This window comes from Flammeovirga sp. MY04 (genome assembly GCF_001682195.2).
Taxonomy (GTDB): Bacteria; Bacteroidota; Bacteroidia; order Cytophagales; family Flammeovirgaceae; genus Flammeovirga; species Flammeovirga yaeyamensis.
Map to the genome: position 1 here is coordinate 3,613,368 of NZ_CP003560.2, position 15,021 is coordinate 3,628,388.

Consider the following 15,021-nt stretch of genomic DNA (forward strand, 5'->3'; position numbering starts at 1 on the left):
TTATTTCCCTTTTCTGTAAGCGTAAGTAGATTTGGCTACCCCAAAGATTTCTTTCAATTTAACATCTGGAAAATAATGATTTAAACCTACTTTGATTATTGCCAAGTGATGAACGGTATGCTCATTACAATAATGCATTTCTCTTGCTACTGTAGAATCTGATACCCAATCTTTATTATTTAAGTCGTCATCAAAATCTTTCACTTCCAATTTGATAAACGACGGATATTCGTCCACTATAGTTAAACCTTGCTGCAATTCTTCCAATACTTGAATCGCATAACTACGTTCACTTTCTAAAGGCATACTTCTTTCTCTATCTTCATAACAAACATTTTTATTATTTGTTACACTGTGAAGTAAGCACTGATAAAACTCTACAATATGTCTTGTATGTTGTCCGATAGAGGCTCCTGAAAAAAGAGGTAATGAAGCCGAAAATTGATCATCTGATATTTGAGTCAATAAATCATTAAGTTGAGCACAGAGCTCGATAGCTGAATGTGTTACCTGATGGTTCATAAATATATAGTAAGGAAAAAATTAGCAATTTCAGATAAAATATTTAGAATATTGCTACCGATAATATCATCTAAAAATAAAACATTTATTATCTTTTTCTATATATGATGTCAATTCATTCATCATATATATCGTTTTAGTGTTAGAAAAAGTGAGTTACTGACAAAAAAGTTGATAAAAATAAGATTAATACAAAAATAGTAGGGGTGCATCCCATTGAAAGTTATATTTGATAACAAAATCAACCATTACATTCCAATGAAATTAAAATTATTGTCGATACTCTTCCTTTTCGTCTTTTTTTCTTCTTGTCAGGAAAAAAATAATCAGCAAAAAAAGGAGAACGTACAGGAAAGCTCAGTAAAAGAGACGACTACATCTGATAAAAAGAATATCGTTTTCTTTGGTAATAGCTTAACTGCAGGATATGGTTTAGAAAAAGAACAAGCCTACCCTTCTTTAATTCAGAAAATTATAGACGATAAAGCATTAGGATATAACTGTATTAATGCGGGCTTAAGTGGAGAAACCACTGCCGGTGGATTAAATAGAGTAGATTGGGTGATTGGTCAGGAACAAGTAGATGTTTTTGTTTTAGCTTTAGGTGGAAATGATGCATTAAGAGGTATCGATCCAAAAAGCACAGAAGATAACTTGATAAATACGATTCAAAAGGTGAAATCTAAATATCCTGATTGTAAGATATTATTAGCAGGCATTCTTCCTCCTCCAAATATGGGTGATGAATACTCTAAGGCATTTGAAACCTTATATCCTCGCATCGCTAAAAATGAAAATGTAAAACTAATGCCCTTTATACTTAAAGATGTTGCAGGAGTAAAAGAATTAAATCAAGAAGATGGGATTCACCCCAATGAAGAAGGTGCTAAAATTCTAGCTAAAAATATATTTGCAGAATTACAATCGCTTCTCTAATCCTTCTTTTTAGGTTTAAAAACTGGACGAACTCTTTTTGGTTTAACAGATTCCTCCTTAGCTTCTTCAACACTATCAGTTGAAGGTGCTTCTTTTTTCTTAAATACGGGTCTTACCTTTTTAGGCGTATTTTCTCCTTCCTCAGATTGAGTCTCTGTGGCCGGTTTGTCTTCTACATCTGAAGATGGCTTTTTCTTAAATACTGGACGAACTTTTTTAAGTGAATCAGTCGCTGTTTTTTCTTCAGTGGCTTTTGGTTCCTCCGTTTCCGATGTTGATGTTTTCTTTTTGATTACCGGACGTACTTTTTTATGAGCACTAGGTAATTCTTCCGCTTGTGGAGGTATTTCAGAAGGAGTGTCTTTTTCAACCTCAGTAGTTGATGATTTCTTTTTAAATACTGGACGTGCCTTCTTTGGCTTTACTGTTTCTTCTACAGAATCACTCTCTGATGTTGATTCTACTGATTCAGTTGAAGATGGCTTCTTTTTAAAGACTGGGCGAGCTTTTTTTGGTGTAGAAGTATTTTCTGCTTCAGATGTTTCAACCTTTTTCTTAAATACAGGACGAGCAGCTTTTGGTTTTGAAATAGCCTGTTCTTCATCCTCAACTTTTTTCTTGATAACAGGTCTAGCTACTTTCTTTTTAGGAGCTTCAGTTAATGAAGACGTTTCATCAGAAGTTGTCTCAGACGTTTCCTTTGGTTTTACCTTGACTTTTGGTCTAAACTTAGGCTTTGGTTTGGGTTTAACCTCTGCTGACTCCTCAGTTGCCTCAACAACTTTTGGAGCCGGCTTTTTGATCACAGCTTTTGGTGCAGCTTTAGGCTTTTCATCCACCACTTTTACTGCTTCAGCCAACCAATATCTTCGACGTACCTGATTTATCAAAAATAACTTTTGCTGTGTAAAACTCTTCGGATGTACTTGCATAAATAACGATTCCCACTCTTCATAACGAGAAGGTTCAGAAGTTTTAAACTCCTTAAAATCAATTCTTTTTTTCGTTAAAAATGCCTCAAATTCGTTCATACACAAAAAATTACATCAAATAAACTACCCAAAAAAATATATAATTAATACTAAATACTGTTCTTAATTTTAAACATCCACAGGAATAAATTCCTGGGCTTTTGATACTCTCCCCAAAAGACTAGCCTCGTCGCCACTCAGTTCCTTAGTTAAAAACGAGCGTTAATTTAGCTAACTCCTAACTCCTAACTCCTAACTCCTAACTCCTAACTCCTAACTCCTAACTCCTAAAGAAAATCATTTGTTATCAGAAATTGATGTCAACTTAAATATATGGGCGAAAATTAATTCCCCACCCATTCTTTATTCAATCGTTGAAGTTGCTTTCTATAGACACTAAATATTCTAGATTTAGAAACCATACCTATATATTTACCTTTTTCATCTACTACAGGTAAGTTCCAAGCATCTTCTTTTTCGAACTTTCTCATTACTGAGGTCATTCTTTCACCATAATCAACAATATCGGGTGGTTGCATCATTACATTTTCTATTTTCACCTTCTGCTGTTGTTCTTGATCAAACATTATTTCTCTCACTTGATCAAGAGTAATGATTCCTTTTAATCTACCTCTTTCACTAACTACAGGGAAAACCGATCGCTTACTTACACTAATTGCATCTACTAAATCACTTAAAAGTCCTTTAACAGGCACTGTAACAAAGTTAGTTTCAATTAGTTTATTGATATTTAAACGGTCTAAAACCTGCATATCTCTATCACCTTTTAGATAGTCTCCACGAGCTTTTAATGCGCTTACGTGAGGAGCATCTGGATTGACAACACTTACTGTTGTATAAGCAATTGCAGAAACCAACATCAAAGGTACAAATAGTGTATAACCTCCGGTAATCTCAGCAATTAAAAATATGGCTGTTAGAGGAGCATAAACTACCCCACACATTACTCCACTCATACCAACAAGTATAAAATGAGATTCGTGCAGATTACCTAAACCTAATAAGTTCACCAAGCGGGCAAATGAAAAACCTGTAAGTCCTCCAATCACCAAAGCGGGACCAAAAGTACCACCTGATCCACCTGAAGATAACGTAAGTGATGCCCCAATTACCTTGGCAAATAATATCATAATGATATAGGCTAAGAATAACCAAGCCTTAGTATTTGGAATAATCCCTTCAAATAACTCAGCCCTATGCAAAAGGCTACCCTCATCTCCATTTAATAAAGCTTTTATTGATTCATAACCTTCACCATAAATAGGAGGAAATAAGAAAATGAAGATAGATAGTAACAAACCTCCCACTAATGCCCTTTTATATCGATTAGGGAATTTCTCTTCCATCAAATGCTCCATTTGATGCAGAGTTTGATTAAAGTATATAGAAACAAAACCAGCAATTACACCAAGGAGAATAAAAAACGGAATGTTCTGTGCTTGAAAATCCTCAGCAATTTGAAAGGAGAAAAGTACTTCTTCACCCAAAATAAGTGATGAAATAATGGCTGCACTTACTGATGAGATCAATAAAGGAACAAAGTTCGCTACAGAAACTCCAGTAAGAATTACCTCAATACTAAAAATAAGACCTGTAATAGGTGCGTTGAATATAGCAGAAATCACCCCTGCCGTACCACAACCAATCATTAAGGTTTTGGTCTTATAATCCATTAATAGTTTACGTCCAATATTTGAACCTATGGCCCCACCTGTAAGTACAATAGGTGACTCTAGTCCTACTGATCCACCAAAACCTACTGTAAAAATGGAAGTAACAATACGGGAGTACATTTTACTTTTCCCAATATTACTATTGTTTCTGAAGATGTTATGAAGGATATCTGTTATGGCGTGTCCTACACTACTTTCTTTATATAGAGATTTCGCTAATAAAGTCGTAATAATCAACCCAATCATTGGGTAAAATATTATCCCAAAATTTTCACCAAAACTCTGATGGGTTAGAATATGATGCATCTCATGCACCGACTTCTTTAAAAGAACAGCCGCCATGCCTGAACATATTCCCACAATACTACTTACTATAAGGATAAAGTTCCTATCCGAAAGATGGACTCTCCTTAAATTAAATAGTTTCTCTATCAGTTTGTTTTTTGCCATCTAAAAATCTTGATGAAATAAAATGTTGGATTGCATTTGGTTATCTAACTCACTAAAAATAAAAGAATAGTAGTTCATTTCCCTATTGAGATAGTAACTATCTAGCAAAAGTAATAAATGAAGTCAAAAAAAAAACCTATCTCTTGCCATAATGACAAAAGATAGGTTGTATTTCTATAAGATTCTAAAATCTTAGTCTTTCAAATTAATTTGAAGGAGCAACATCTGGTGTGCTCTCCTCAATTACAGGGTAATCGTTTTGTTGAACAGTAGGTATTTTTGATCCATACTTATTGTTCACAGCATCAATTACAAAGTTTGCAATTACAGCATATCCTCTTTGAGTTAAGTGAGCACCATCAAGGGAGAATAAGTTACCTGAGATATAAGCAGTTGAGAATGTTACACCATCAATGATAATACCGCCGGCAGCTTCATCCATTACCGATTTTACATCAACATAAGCTAAATCTCTTGCAGAAGCTTGCTCATTTAGGTAAGTATTATAGCCATCAATTGCTGATTTAACAGCATTAACATCAGCTGCTTCCAAAAATTCGAACTGGGATGCAGTTGCATCATTTACTGGAAGATAATCTTTCAATTTAGTGATGTCTAAATCACCCCCAGACAAGATTAATTCACCAAGTGCAATAATTTTAGTCAATGCAGCTAATGAGAATATAGTCCCTTCCGCAGGTACTCTTAACATTGTTGGAGAAGTAGCATCGTAAACTGGTAACTGATTTGACTCTGCTGTGAACTCTGGATAATACCCAGCAACTTTTAATTGAGCTATAGTAGAAGTAACAGCATTATCAATTATTTCATCAACTTCTTCATCAGTACCAGTCATAGTCGCCCATGATTGATCAATACCTAAAGCAACTAATTGTGCAATATTAGCTTGACCTTCAGTAGAAGCGGCGTAAGCTAAACCTGCTTGATGTGCCTGTTCCATTGAAGCACCCATTCCAAGAGCTTCATTATATGCTCCCAAATAAACAACAGTATAAGCTAAATCTGCAGCCACAGATGGATCTTTTCCTAAATTTGGAGCGGTATTCACAGCAATAGCAATTGTATTTGCATTGCCTGCTGCAGGGATTGGCGTCAATAATGAAACAATAGTTGATCTTCCTGCTTCAATCTGAGCTCTAATCACGGGATCAAATGCACTTGCTAAATAACCATTTACTAAAGCAAGAAACTCATCCGTTAATTCCATACCATTTGCAGCAAGCATTTTTTCTAATGTATTTGGAGTAGTTTGGAACAAGGCTGCATTTGTAATATCTGGAATATTTAATAATACACCTTTAGCTCCTCTCGCATCCATGCTATCCAATACCATCCCAACTGCTGCTTCATAATCAGATTGAGAAGTAATAGCTCCAGGTCCCATTGAACCACCTGTTGTCGCATAACCTAATACATCATTAGCTCCCAACCACATTGAGAAGAAAGTTGGATCTAAACTTAATGCATCAGATAATACTGTCGATTGCCCAGGTGCACTTGCGAAGTAACCGTAAAGACCTGCTGCTAATGCAGGGTTGTTAACTTCAACAGCTTTCATTCCAGAAACAGCCATATTATGGAAACCTCCATTAGCATGCTCTTGGTAAATATTTGATGTTGGTACTTTTGGTGTTTTACAAGAAAAACAAGGTCCTTGAGATGTCAAGATAAATGGAGCACCAAAATATTCTTCACCAGAGTGACTGATCAAGGGCTGATTAAAACCTTGAGCACCTAAACCAACTTCCTGTAACTTATTAGCTATTAATTGTGGATATGAATTCACTTGAGATTTTGCCATCCAAGCGTTATCAGTTACTCCTGCTGTTAAAGAGTTTCCTAAAGCAACATAGCTCGTAAAGTTTAAAGCTTTTCCGTCTTTATCTGCACCAGAGGAAGGTTGAAAGTCATCCACCTCCAAAGTACAAGATGCTAAAAATGCTACAGCTAGAGCTGCGATTAAAGATCTATATTTATTAAAAATCATTTTTTTTAGTTTTGATAGAGTGATGGATTAGAAGTTATAGTTTAGTGAAATACTTGGTATGTAAGCAGTTGCTTTATACACACCATTTAATCCACCTGTATCTTTTCCTTCAGGAACAATATTTTCTCTTTGCTGCTTATTTGTAAATAAGAATGCAGCATCCACACCGAATTTTTCAGAGAACATGTAGCTAAGACCTACAGAAGTACCGATCGAAAGCGCATCTGGAGATTCTGGAGTCATATGTCCGTCAGGTACTGGAGTAGTATCTAAATATGCACCTGCTCTCACAGTTAAGGCATCTGTTACCATGTAATCTGCACCTAAGTTGAAAATCCAAGAATCTTCCCAACTTCTATCAAATGCAATTGGAGCATAGTCGCCATCAGGGAATTCTACTTTTAGTTCTTTGTATACACTCCAAGTTACATAACTCACATCTACACCAATCGATAATTTTTCGTTTGGATAGAATCCAACACCAAATGCATAAGTATTAGGTAGTGGTAAAGTTGCATCAAATGCTGCTTTATATGGTTGGCCTGCCGTATAATTATCTCCAAATAATTGTTGGCCGATGTATGCGTTAGGAACATTGAAGAAAGCATCTCCTCTTTCCACTGACATATCCACACCATGACGGTAATTTAAACCAACAGAGAATTTTTCACTTGGTTTAATATACACACCTGCGTTAAAAGTGTACTGAATAGTATTTCCTTCCATATCAAATCCAACATCTCCTCCTGAAGCTGTAACATCTTTCTTGAAAGATACTGAACCATAAACCACATCTAAACCTGCACCTACAGAAATCATATCATTGATTCTATAAGATACCGTTGGCTGAATATAAATTGCTTGAAGAGAAATTTCTTGTAATGAATATCTACCAGTCCATCCATCTTCGTAGGTAACTGTTGAACCAAATGGAGTAAATACACCTAAACCGAAAGCCCAAGGTGACTCTACAGATGGTCTAAATACACCATAAGCTTGGAAAGGCGTTCCCATTGGTGAAGTTGATGCATGCTTTGTAGAACCATCGATTGGTCTATAAGAAATGTTGGAGAAAACGGGGTTAAAACCAACTTGCACTGTACTTGATTCTAAGAAAGACAATGCGCCAGGATTAAAAAATAAACTTGAACCGTCTGGTCTAAAACCAACCTGTACGTTTCCTCGACCCACTGCTTTAGTTCCTTGTAGTAGAACTTGAAAGCCGTTAGCAAAAGTGGCAGAAGAGATACACACTGTTGCCAGAACCATTAGTAGATTTCTGATTTTCATTAAAATATTAAGTTAGATGAATTTCATTTCAAGATTTAAGTCAAACATCTTGAATATACCTTATTCTTAGTATTAGATTGATACAAAAAGTGTTATGCATACATAACAATTGAAACAATATTAATTTCAAGGGTCGCAATGTGCAAATTATAAGCCACTTTTTCTGTGTAAAAATAACACTTAACTTTAAATATTTACATTTGTTATTAATATTTTACAATGGTTTACTTTGAATTTACGTTAATTTTCAATAATGAATATTCATTCATTTATTATTTGAAGACGATTATATATATACGCTTCTTAGAGTGTATTGACTAAATGAAATACAAAAAATATTCTTCGTTTAGTGATATGTTGTAAACTTATTATAATCTGAAATGATAGCTCTATACAAGAGCTCTCCTTGGTATTGATAACCTGATCTATTCAGGTGTACTTTATCTCCAGCGGTCATCGACTTTTCATTCCATTTATTGATGGAAGATAAGCCTCCCATTACTTGAAAGAAGTCCCATACAGCGAGATTTCTTTCTTGAGCTACTTTATATAATTCCTGAATAGCTTTAACGTTATCTTTATTGATATATCTTGATTTTCTCAAGTTATCACCCGGCGTGGTAATGAGAATTGCTGCCTCTGGAAGGGCTGTTTGAATCTCTTCAATCAACGAGAGATATTTTTGATAAAAAACTGTTGGATAAAAAGGTGGAACAAAGGCATCGTTAGTTCCTAATGACAAAATAATTAAATCGGGTTGAATGGCTTTTATGTCATTATTAAGTTCTTTACACCTTAAAAAAGAAGTCGCTTTTGCTCCATTTACGCCAACAGAACTATAGGTCAAACCATTCATCTTATCATTTTCAACATCAAAACCTCTTAAAGAAAACTGAGTTTGATGCTTATTTTCTTTTCTAAAACTCAGACGAAACTCTTTAATAGCTTTATCAAACTTAAAAGAGACATATTGATCATGCTTTTCTACGCTTTGCAAGCGAGCATTATTTGATAAGGGCTGAACCACAGGAGTAAATTGAGTTTTATCGTTTACCGGATAGTACACATCTACTCGATTTCCACTGTATGAATAAATAGAATCTGTACTAACATTGACATTGATTTTAGCAAATTGTTGATTAGTTTGTGCGGTAATGCCTGCTGCTCCCCAATTACTTTTATGATAACTAATCGAACATCTTTGTCCTTTCCATTCGCCAATTTTACTTACCTTATAATTGTAAGGGTTATTGGTTTTCACAGCTTTAAAAGGGAAAATAAAACCTCTCCCAGACATTTGAAATTGAGGATTTTCATAAAACCGCTGTCTAACCCAACCAGAAAACAAATCAGCTTGTATATGTGAATCTCCTAAATGCAAGATCTTAACATGCCCCTCTTTATGTTCTGATAAATTTTTTAGTTTTCTATAAAAAGGGTATAAAATTGTATCTCCGAAAGGTTGAAGTTGATTCAAATCCATACGGATAAAATCATAGGCTACAAAAGGTCTATTTTTGTTGTTCCCTGACTTTGGAGTAGCATGTGCTACTAATATTAATACAGTTAGAAGTCCTATGAAGGGTCTTATTTTATTTTGAAGTGACATCCTCCTTATTTCTGTTTTTATACCTTTGATACTCTCGCATTAACTCATTGTGAAGCATATCTCCTATAAAATTAGCTCCCTTTCTAGTGAAGTGAGTATAATCTCGGCCTGCCCAAGCAGGTGATTTATCCGCCCATTTAACAATCGAATTAGGACCTCCCATAGCTAAATATAAATCCCAATACGCTGCTCCGGCTTTATTAGCTGCTCTTCTTTCCGCTGCTCTTACAGCGTCAATATTAGGATAAGATTCTATTTTTTGCCCATTTTTTCTCGCCATGTCCGACACACCCACTATTAATAATTTAATATCAGGATTTACTTCTTTGAAGTAATTAATTTGTTTCACTAAAAGACGCTCATAAAATGAGTAGCTTTCTGCTTCTTGAGGTACAACATTTACACCAAACTGAAGAATGACTAGCTTCACATTCAGATCTTTAACTAAATCACCTAATAAACCTTTTCTTATCTTGGTAAAATCTGTCCCCGAACTCCCTCTCATTGGGATATTATCAACAGCAATACCAGAATTACAATCAAAACTAACACCATACACTTCAGGGGAAACATCAGATTTAAAGTGAACATCAACTTCTCCTAAAGCACCAGATATCGGTAGTTTTATCATTTTAGGTGTAGAAGAAGCTTCAATATTTACTGTTTTACCTTCCACAGAGTTCATAGCATAATCCAAGCTTACATCAGCTACTGTATTTCTTAAATAGACATTAAAGTTTTCAAACTCTTTATGCAGTTTTTTAGAATAAGGAGCCTTTGTAAAATTGATTGAAGCTTCCGTTCCTTCATATGTAAAATATTTCCCAAAGAATCCATAATCATTATGCTTTCCTCTATACTTTTTAGGACCAAAACATAAATACTGATCCCAATTATTAGAATAATTTTGACTTAAAGTAGTTCTCATATTTTTTAGCTCCATAATTGGAACTAAACCTACTCCACAGCCTCCAAATTGTTGTTGCAAATTTTTTCTTAAACGCTCTGTCATTCTATCCCCCTCTAACTGAGAATCTCCATAATGCAATACACGAATTAGATTTCCTTCTTCAGAGATACTACTCAACCCTTGAAAAAAAGAATCTAGATAGGTTTTCTCATTATTTGGATATTCTATGGCCACAGCTCCCTTTGGTGTTTTTACTACAAGTGGCTTCTCCTCTACTGGCTGCCAAGTAGATGATTTTTTTATTTCAGTTAGGTCAACTGTTAAAGAATCTTCCTCTACCTCTTCTAACACATCAGGTTGAACGTTTTCTTCCTCATTTGCAGATAAAAGGCTTTCTGGTAATACATCTTTGGTGGATGGTATTTTCACTTCCCAGCCAAATACCTCGATTTGGTTCGGGGACATGATTAAGATTATACTCATCATTAAGCCAATGTACACTAGAATTTGAAGTATTTTTAACGGAGTAACTTTCATAGAATATAGGTCAACAATTAAATAGGTTACCCTTCTAGATTTTAGTAATCATTTATAATTAAGAAGGATAATGATGCTATTATTAAATAAAAAATGTATTCACCTTAGCTCGATCACCAAGGTTTTAGGAAACAACATCAATAAAAATAAAACATTTAAACCACCTTTGTACTTTATTTGATATTAAATTTTGATCATATCTTACGTAAACACTATATAATATCATTTTTTATACATTCCTTGTACCTTTGTTATTCGGAAATTCAGGTTTATAAAAATAGTATTTAAACAAGAATTAAACATGGCAGAAGAATTATTTATCCCTTCAGATACATCGAAAGATCAATTATACGAATCATTGATACCGCAGATTAAAGGACTCACTTCGATTGAAACTGATCTAGTAGCAAATTTATCCAATTCATGTGCTGTTTTAACGACTGCATTTAAACACCTATGGATAGGGTTTTATTTGGTGAAAGAAGACGAACTAGTTTTAGGTCCATTTCAAGGTCCTATAGCGTGCACAAGAATCAAAAAAGGTAAAGGAGTTTGTGGAAGTGCATGGGAAGAAAAAAGAACTTTTGTGGTGGAAGACGTTGAAGCTTTTCCTGGACACATTGCTTGTAGTTCTGCTTCAAAATCTGAAATTGTTGTTCCTTTAATTAAAGAAAATAAAGTTTTGGGTGTTCTTGATATTGATAGCGATCAATTATCAACTTTTGATGATACCGATAAAAAATATTTAGAGGAGTTGTGTGATTATCTGGTGACTTTGTTTTAGGGTAACAAGTATTCACAATCTAAAGCTATTTTCATGGCCCACGATTAAAATCGTGGGTTGGTAAAAGTTGATTTTGGCAAACACTAAAGTGTTTACCAAAATTAGGTTGTACCACAATTTTATTCAGACTTTAGTCTGAATAAAATCAATATATTAAAAAACCCATGATTTCAATCATGGGTTATTATCTATTTATTCGTGTATCTACTCTTGATTAGCAAGAATAATCTTATCTACGGCTTCCAAAAGGTTTTTTGCGTAATGAGTAGCTACAGAACCTTCCACCAATGGGTTGTCTACTTGAATTCTGTGTTGAATACCCACTTTCTCTGCTGGAATTAAATCTCTTTCTTTATCACCAATCATCCAAGTATTTTCCATGTCTGCATTGTACTTGTAGATGGCTCTTTCGAACATCAAAGTACCAGGTTTTCTACTCAAAGAATTTGACCACTTTTCGTGTAATGGTGCATAAAACATATCATCAATAGCATGATCGCAAGCTTCTTGCAATGCATTATGACAAATGTAAACGTCTTCTTTTTTGTAAATTCCTTTTACGATTCCGGATTGATTGGTTAAAATCACAAGCTTAAAGCCTGCATCCTTCAATTTATTAAGTGCTTCTGGCACGCCTGGCAACACTTCGAATTTTTCTAAGGTGTAAGCGTAGTCCACATAGTCTTTATTTAAAACGCCATCTCTGTCTAAAAAGACACACTTATTCTTTTTCATGAATATTTTAAAGTAATTGATATTGCGACAAAGGTAAGAATAAGTTTTAATGTGGGGGAAGTTTATTCGGATTTATAAAGTCTTCCCTTCCAATCGATAGCAGGTGATGAAAAACGATAGATAAAAAGTCGTAAATACATAAAACTGTAGATTGGTTCATAGAATAACGACATCCACCAATCGATTTTTATTTTTAGTTGGTACTGAAAAATGACTAACATTAAAAACTTGAGAAGCAATATGCTAACAGTAACTGACCATATTTGAGGATATAACAAACTAAAAAATACTAAAAAAGGGAGCGTTAAAATATTAATGTAATTTAAAAAAATTAAAAGAGGGTGAGTTTTCTTTCCTCCTTGAAACCATCGGTTTCTTTGTTTTAGCCATAACAATATACTGTCTACTCCTTCTGTTTCTGCTAACACTTCATACTGAAATAGTTGTATAAAGTCCCCTCCTGATTTTAAGTGCTTATTAAAAAGAATAAAATCTTCTACGGCTGTTGTTTTAATATTGTTATAACCACCAATAGCATCAAAAGCTGCTTTAGAAATCCCCATATTATTTCCCATTGCTGTTACTCCGATATTAAAAACAGATAGCATTTGAAGATTTTTAAGTGCCTGCATCCATTCCAATCTTTGCCATCTATCCAAAAAAGAATTTCGTTTAGGAATTGTCACTCCTGTAACAAAATCGGATTTTTGTAATGATTTTAGCATAAAATTCACCCAACTATTAGGATAAATTGTATCCGCATCAGCAAATAATAGATACTGACCTTCCACTTTTTGAGACAAAAAATGTAATACATTCAGCTTACCTTTATAGTCTTTATGATTAGGTACTGTATAACAATCTACTTCTTCATATCTATGCTTTAAATTTTCTGCAATTTTTAAAGTATTATCCTCTGACTGATCATTACCAATTAAAATTTTCACGACAATATCCTCATCCAGTTTTTGATGCACTAGACTTTCTACGCATTTTTTTAAATACTTCTCTTCGTTACGTGCCGCTAAAAGAATATTTACTTTTATTGTCATGAACAATTTTTCAGTTTGTTAAAATATGAAGTCAGCTTACTTTTTGCAGTTTGACCTAAATCATAAAGTTGATAAATTTGTGTCGTAAATGATAGAGGAATAATTTCTTTATCAGATACAAATGGAAATAAGTGTATTTATCATAGACGATTTGTTTTAATAATTCTTCAATAATTCTTAAGTAAAGAGCCTCTTCTATACTTTGATAATCATCTTTGATTAATTAGTCGAATAAATCTTTTATCTTCAATTTTTAATTTGATGCTTACTTCATTTTTTCTTAAAATAAAGAAATCATAAGCAGTTTACTTTAATAAAATATACTTTACATGTCTACAGCAATAAATTTAGTATCGTTCGAGAAGCTTTTTTCATTTAGTAAAAGTGTGTTCTTATCCATGGGTTGTCCAGAGGAAGATGCCGAGTTAGCTGCCAAAGTGCTTTTATCTGCCGACTTAAGAGGAGTCGACTCTCATGGTGTGGCTAGATTAATAGGTTATGTAAGGTTATGGGAAGCAGGAAGAATTAACCCTACTCCTAACATTAAAGTAATCCACGAGACTCCAAGCACAGCTACTATCGATGGAGACGCCGGTCTAGGACTTGTTGTTGCTCCTAAAGCAATGCAAATTGCTATCGATAAATCAGAAAATGTAGGTTCTGGTTGGGTTTCTGTTAAAAATTCGAATCACTATGGTATTGCCGGTTATCATGCAATGATGGCACTGGAACATGATATGATCGGCTTGTCAATGACAAACGCTTCCCCATTGGTATCTCCAACTTTCTCTAAAGAGAGATTATTGGGTACCAACCCAATTGCCATGGCAATTCCTGCGGGCGAAGAACCTGCTTTTGTTGCCGATTTTGCTACAACTACTGCAGCAAATGGTAAATTGGAAATCTTACAGCGTAAACAAGAGGATGCCCCTATTGGTTGGGTGCAAGATAAAGATGGTGCTCCATCTTCGAATGCTGCTGCTTTAAAAAGTGGTGGTGCGTTACTTCCTCTTGGTAGTGATAGAGTAAGAAGTAGTCACAAAGGATTTTGTTTAGGTAGTATGGTCGATATTTTATCTGCCGTATTATCTGGTGCAGGTTACGGACCTTGGGCACCTCCATTTGTAAGCTTTCTTCCATTACCTGAAGATCCTGTCGGAGAAGGTTTGGGTCATTTCTTTGGTGCGATGCGTGTGGATGCATTCAGACCAAAAGAGGACTTTAAATCTCATATGGACAACTGGATAAAACGATTCAAAACCGCTGAAACAGTAGAAGGACAAGAAAGAGTATTAATACCTGGTACACCTGAAAGGGAAATAGAACATTCTAGAAAAACCGAAGGTATACCTGTGTTAACTCCAGTTATAAAAGACCTTGAAGAAGTAGGTAAGAAATTTAGTTTAACTCTATAACCATTATCTATTAACCTAAGTTTGGGGAGTCAAACTTAGGTTAACATTCACTATAGTTAATTACTAAACCACCACTCGCTTCTTTCTGTATTTATTTAGTTTTTAAAA

General features: G+C 34.5%; 12 protein-coding genes. 3 read left to right on the top strand and 9 right to left on the bottom strand.

Annotated elements, in window-relative coordinates; translation table 11 throughout:
- Positions 1–522, bottom strand: a complete 522-nt coding sequence (locus tag MY04_RS14475; RefSeq protein ID WP_066210672.1) for a DinB family protein — start codon at positions 520–522, stop codon at positions 1–3.
- 258 nt (positions 523–780) lie between these two features.
- On the opposite strand from MY04_RS14475, the gene MY04_RS14480 reads away from it, so the two are divergent.
- Positions 781–1,458 (top strand): arylesterase, encoded by a 678-nt coding sequence (locus tag MY04_RS14480; protein ID WP_066210674.1) that lies wholly within the window; start codon positions 781–783, stop codon positions 1,456–1,458.
- Here MY04_RS14480 and MY04_RS14485 read toward each other — a convergent pair.
- The 6 genes from MY04_RS14485 to MY04_RS14510 form a co-directional block, all read right to left on the bottom strand.
- A complete protein-coding gene (locus MY04_RS14485) occupies positions 1,455–2,489 on the bottom strand; it encodes a hypothetical protein (RefSeq protein ID WP_066210676.1) in 1,035 nt (344 codons plus the stop codon). The two genes, MY04_RS14480 and MY04_RS14485, sit on opposite strands and share 4 nt — an antisense overlap.
- A gap of 284 nt (positions 2,490–2,773) precedes the next feature.
- A complete protein-coding gene (locus MY04_RS14490; protein WP_066210678.1) occupies positions 2,774–4,573 on the bottom strand; it encodes a chloride channel protein in 1,800 nt (599 codons plus the stop codon).
- A gap of 205 nt (positions 4,574–4,778) precedes the next feature.
- Complete coding sequence (locus tag MY04_RS14495) at positions 4,779–6,581, bottom strand: hypothetical protein (protein WP_066210679.1); 1,803 nt, start codon at positions 6,579–6,581, stop codon at positions 4,779–4,781.
- 27 nt (positions 6,582–6,608) lie between these two features.
- Positions 6,609–7,871: an OmpP1/FadL family transporter gene (locus MY04_RS14500; protein WP_066210680.1), complete on the bottom strand. Its 1,263-nt coding sequence runs from the start codon at positions 7,869–7,871 to the stop codon at positions 6,609–6,611.
- A gap of 346 nt (positions 7,872–8,217) precedes the next feature.
- Complete coding sequence (locus MY04_RS14505) at positions 8,218–9,480, bottom strand: GDSL-type esterase/lipase family protein (protein WP_066210683.1); 1,263 nt, start codon at positions 9,478–9,480, stop codon at positions 8,218–8,220.
- Positions 9,464–10,855: a GDSL-type esterase/lipase family protein gene (locus MY04_RS14510; protein ID WP_158297711.1), complete on the bottom strand. Its 1,392-nt coding sequence runs from the start codon at positions 10,853–10,855 to the stop codon at positions 9,464–9,466. The genes MY04_RS14505 and MY04_RS14510 overlap by 17 nt, the downstream gene beginning before the upstream one ends.
- Positions 10,856–11,228: 373 nt before the next feature.
- Between MY04_RS14510 and MY04_RS14515 the strand changes: the two genes are divergently transcribed.
- Entirely contained in the window at positions 11,229–11,711 is a 483-nt protein-coding gene (locus tag MY04_RS14515; RefSeq protein ID WP_066210686.1) for a GAF domain-containing protein, read from the top strand.
- Positions 11,712–11,915: 204 nt separating this feature from the next.
- Here MY04_RS14515 and MY04_RS14520 read toward each other — a convergent pair whose 3' ends face one another.
- Together MY04_RS14520 and MY04_RS14525 are read right to left on the bottom strand one after the other, a co-directional pair.
- A complete protein-coding gene (locus tag MY04_RS14520; protein WP_066210687.1) occupies positions 11,916–12,446 on the bottom strand; it encodes a D-glycero-alpha-D-manno-heptose-1,7-bisphosphate 7-phosphatase in 531 nt (176 codons plus the stop codon).
- A 62-nt stretch (positions 12,447–12,508) separates the two neighbouring features.
- Positions 12,509–13,498, bottom strand: coding sequence for a glycosyltransferase (locus MY04_RS14525; RefSeq protein ID WP_066210689.1), 990 nt, complete (start codon positions 13,496–13,498; stop codon positions 12,509–12,511).
- Positions 13,499–13,827: 329 nt separating this feature from the next.
- Between MY04_RS14525 and MY04_RS14530 the strand changes: the two genes are divergently transcribed.
- A complete protein-coding gene (locus MY04_RS14530; RefSeq protein WP_066210691.1) occupies positions 13,828–14,913 on the top strand; it encodes an Ldh family oxidoreductase in 1,086 nt (361 codons plus the stop codon).
- The last annotated feature ends 108 nt before the right edge of the window (positions 14,914–15,021 follow it).

Bases quoted from the DNA above. Each gene is read 5' to 3' on its own strand.
- MY04_RS14490 (WP_066210678.1), bottom strand. From the start codon at position 4,573: ATGGCAAAAAACAAACTGATAGAGAAACTATTTAATTTAAGGAGAGTC.
- MY04_RS14495 (WP_066210679.1), bottom strand. From the start codon at position 6,581: ATGATTTTTAATAAATATAGATCTTTAATCGCAGCTCTAGCTGTAGCA.
- MY04_RS14475 (WP_066210672.1), bottom strand. From the start codon at position 522: ATGAACCATCAGGTAACACATTCAGCTATCGAGCTCTGTGCTCAACTT.
- MY04_RS14485 (WP_066210676.1), bottom strand. From the start codon at position 2,489: ATGAACGAATTTGAGGCATTTTTAACGAAAAAAAGAATTGATTTTAAG.
- MY04_RS14530 (WP_066210691.1), top strand. From the start codon at position 13,828: ATGTCTACAGCAATAAATTTAGTATCGTTCGAGAAGCTTTTTTCATTT.
- MY04_RS14480 (WP_066210674.1), top strand. From the start codon at position 781: ATGAAATTAAAATTATTGTCGATACTCTTCCTTTTCGTCTTTTTTTCT.
- MY04_RS14525 (WP_066210689.1), bottom strand. From the start codon at position 13,498: ATGACAATAAAAGTAAATATTCTTTTAGCGGCACGTAACGAAGAGAAG.
- MY04_RS14510 (WP_158297711.1), bottom strand. From the start codon at position 10,855: ATGTCCCCGAACCAAATCGAGGTATTTGGCTGGGAAGTGAAAATACCA.
- MY04_RS14500 (WP_066210680.1), bottom strand. From the start codon at position 7,871: ATGAAAATCAGAAATCTACTAATGGTTCTGGCAACAGTGTGTATCTCT.
- MY04_RS14520 (WP_066210687.1), bottom strand. From the start codon at position 12,446: ATGAAAAAGAATAAGTGTGTCTTTTTAGACAGAGATGGCGTTTTAAAT.
- MY04_RS14505 (WP_066210683.1), bottom strand. From the start codon at position 9,480: ATGTCACTTCAAAATAAAATAAGACCCTTCATAGGACTTCTAACTGTA.
- MY04_RS14515 (WP_066210686.1), top strand. From the start codon at position 11,229: ATGGCAGAAGAATTATTTATCCCTTCAGATACATCGAAAGATCAATTA.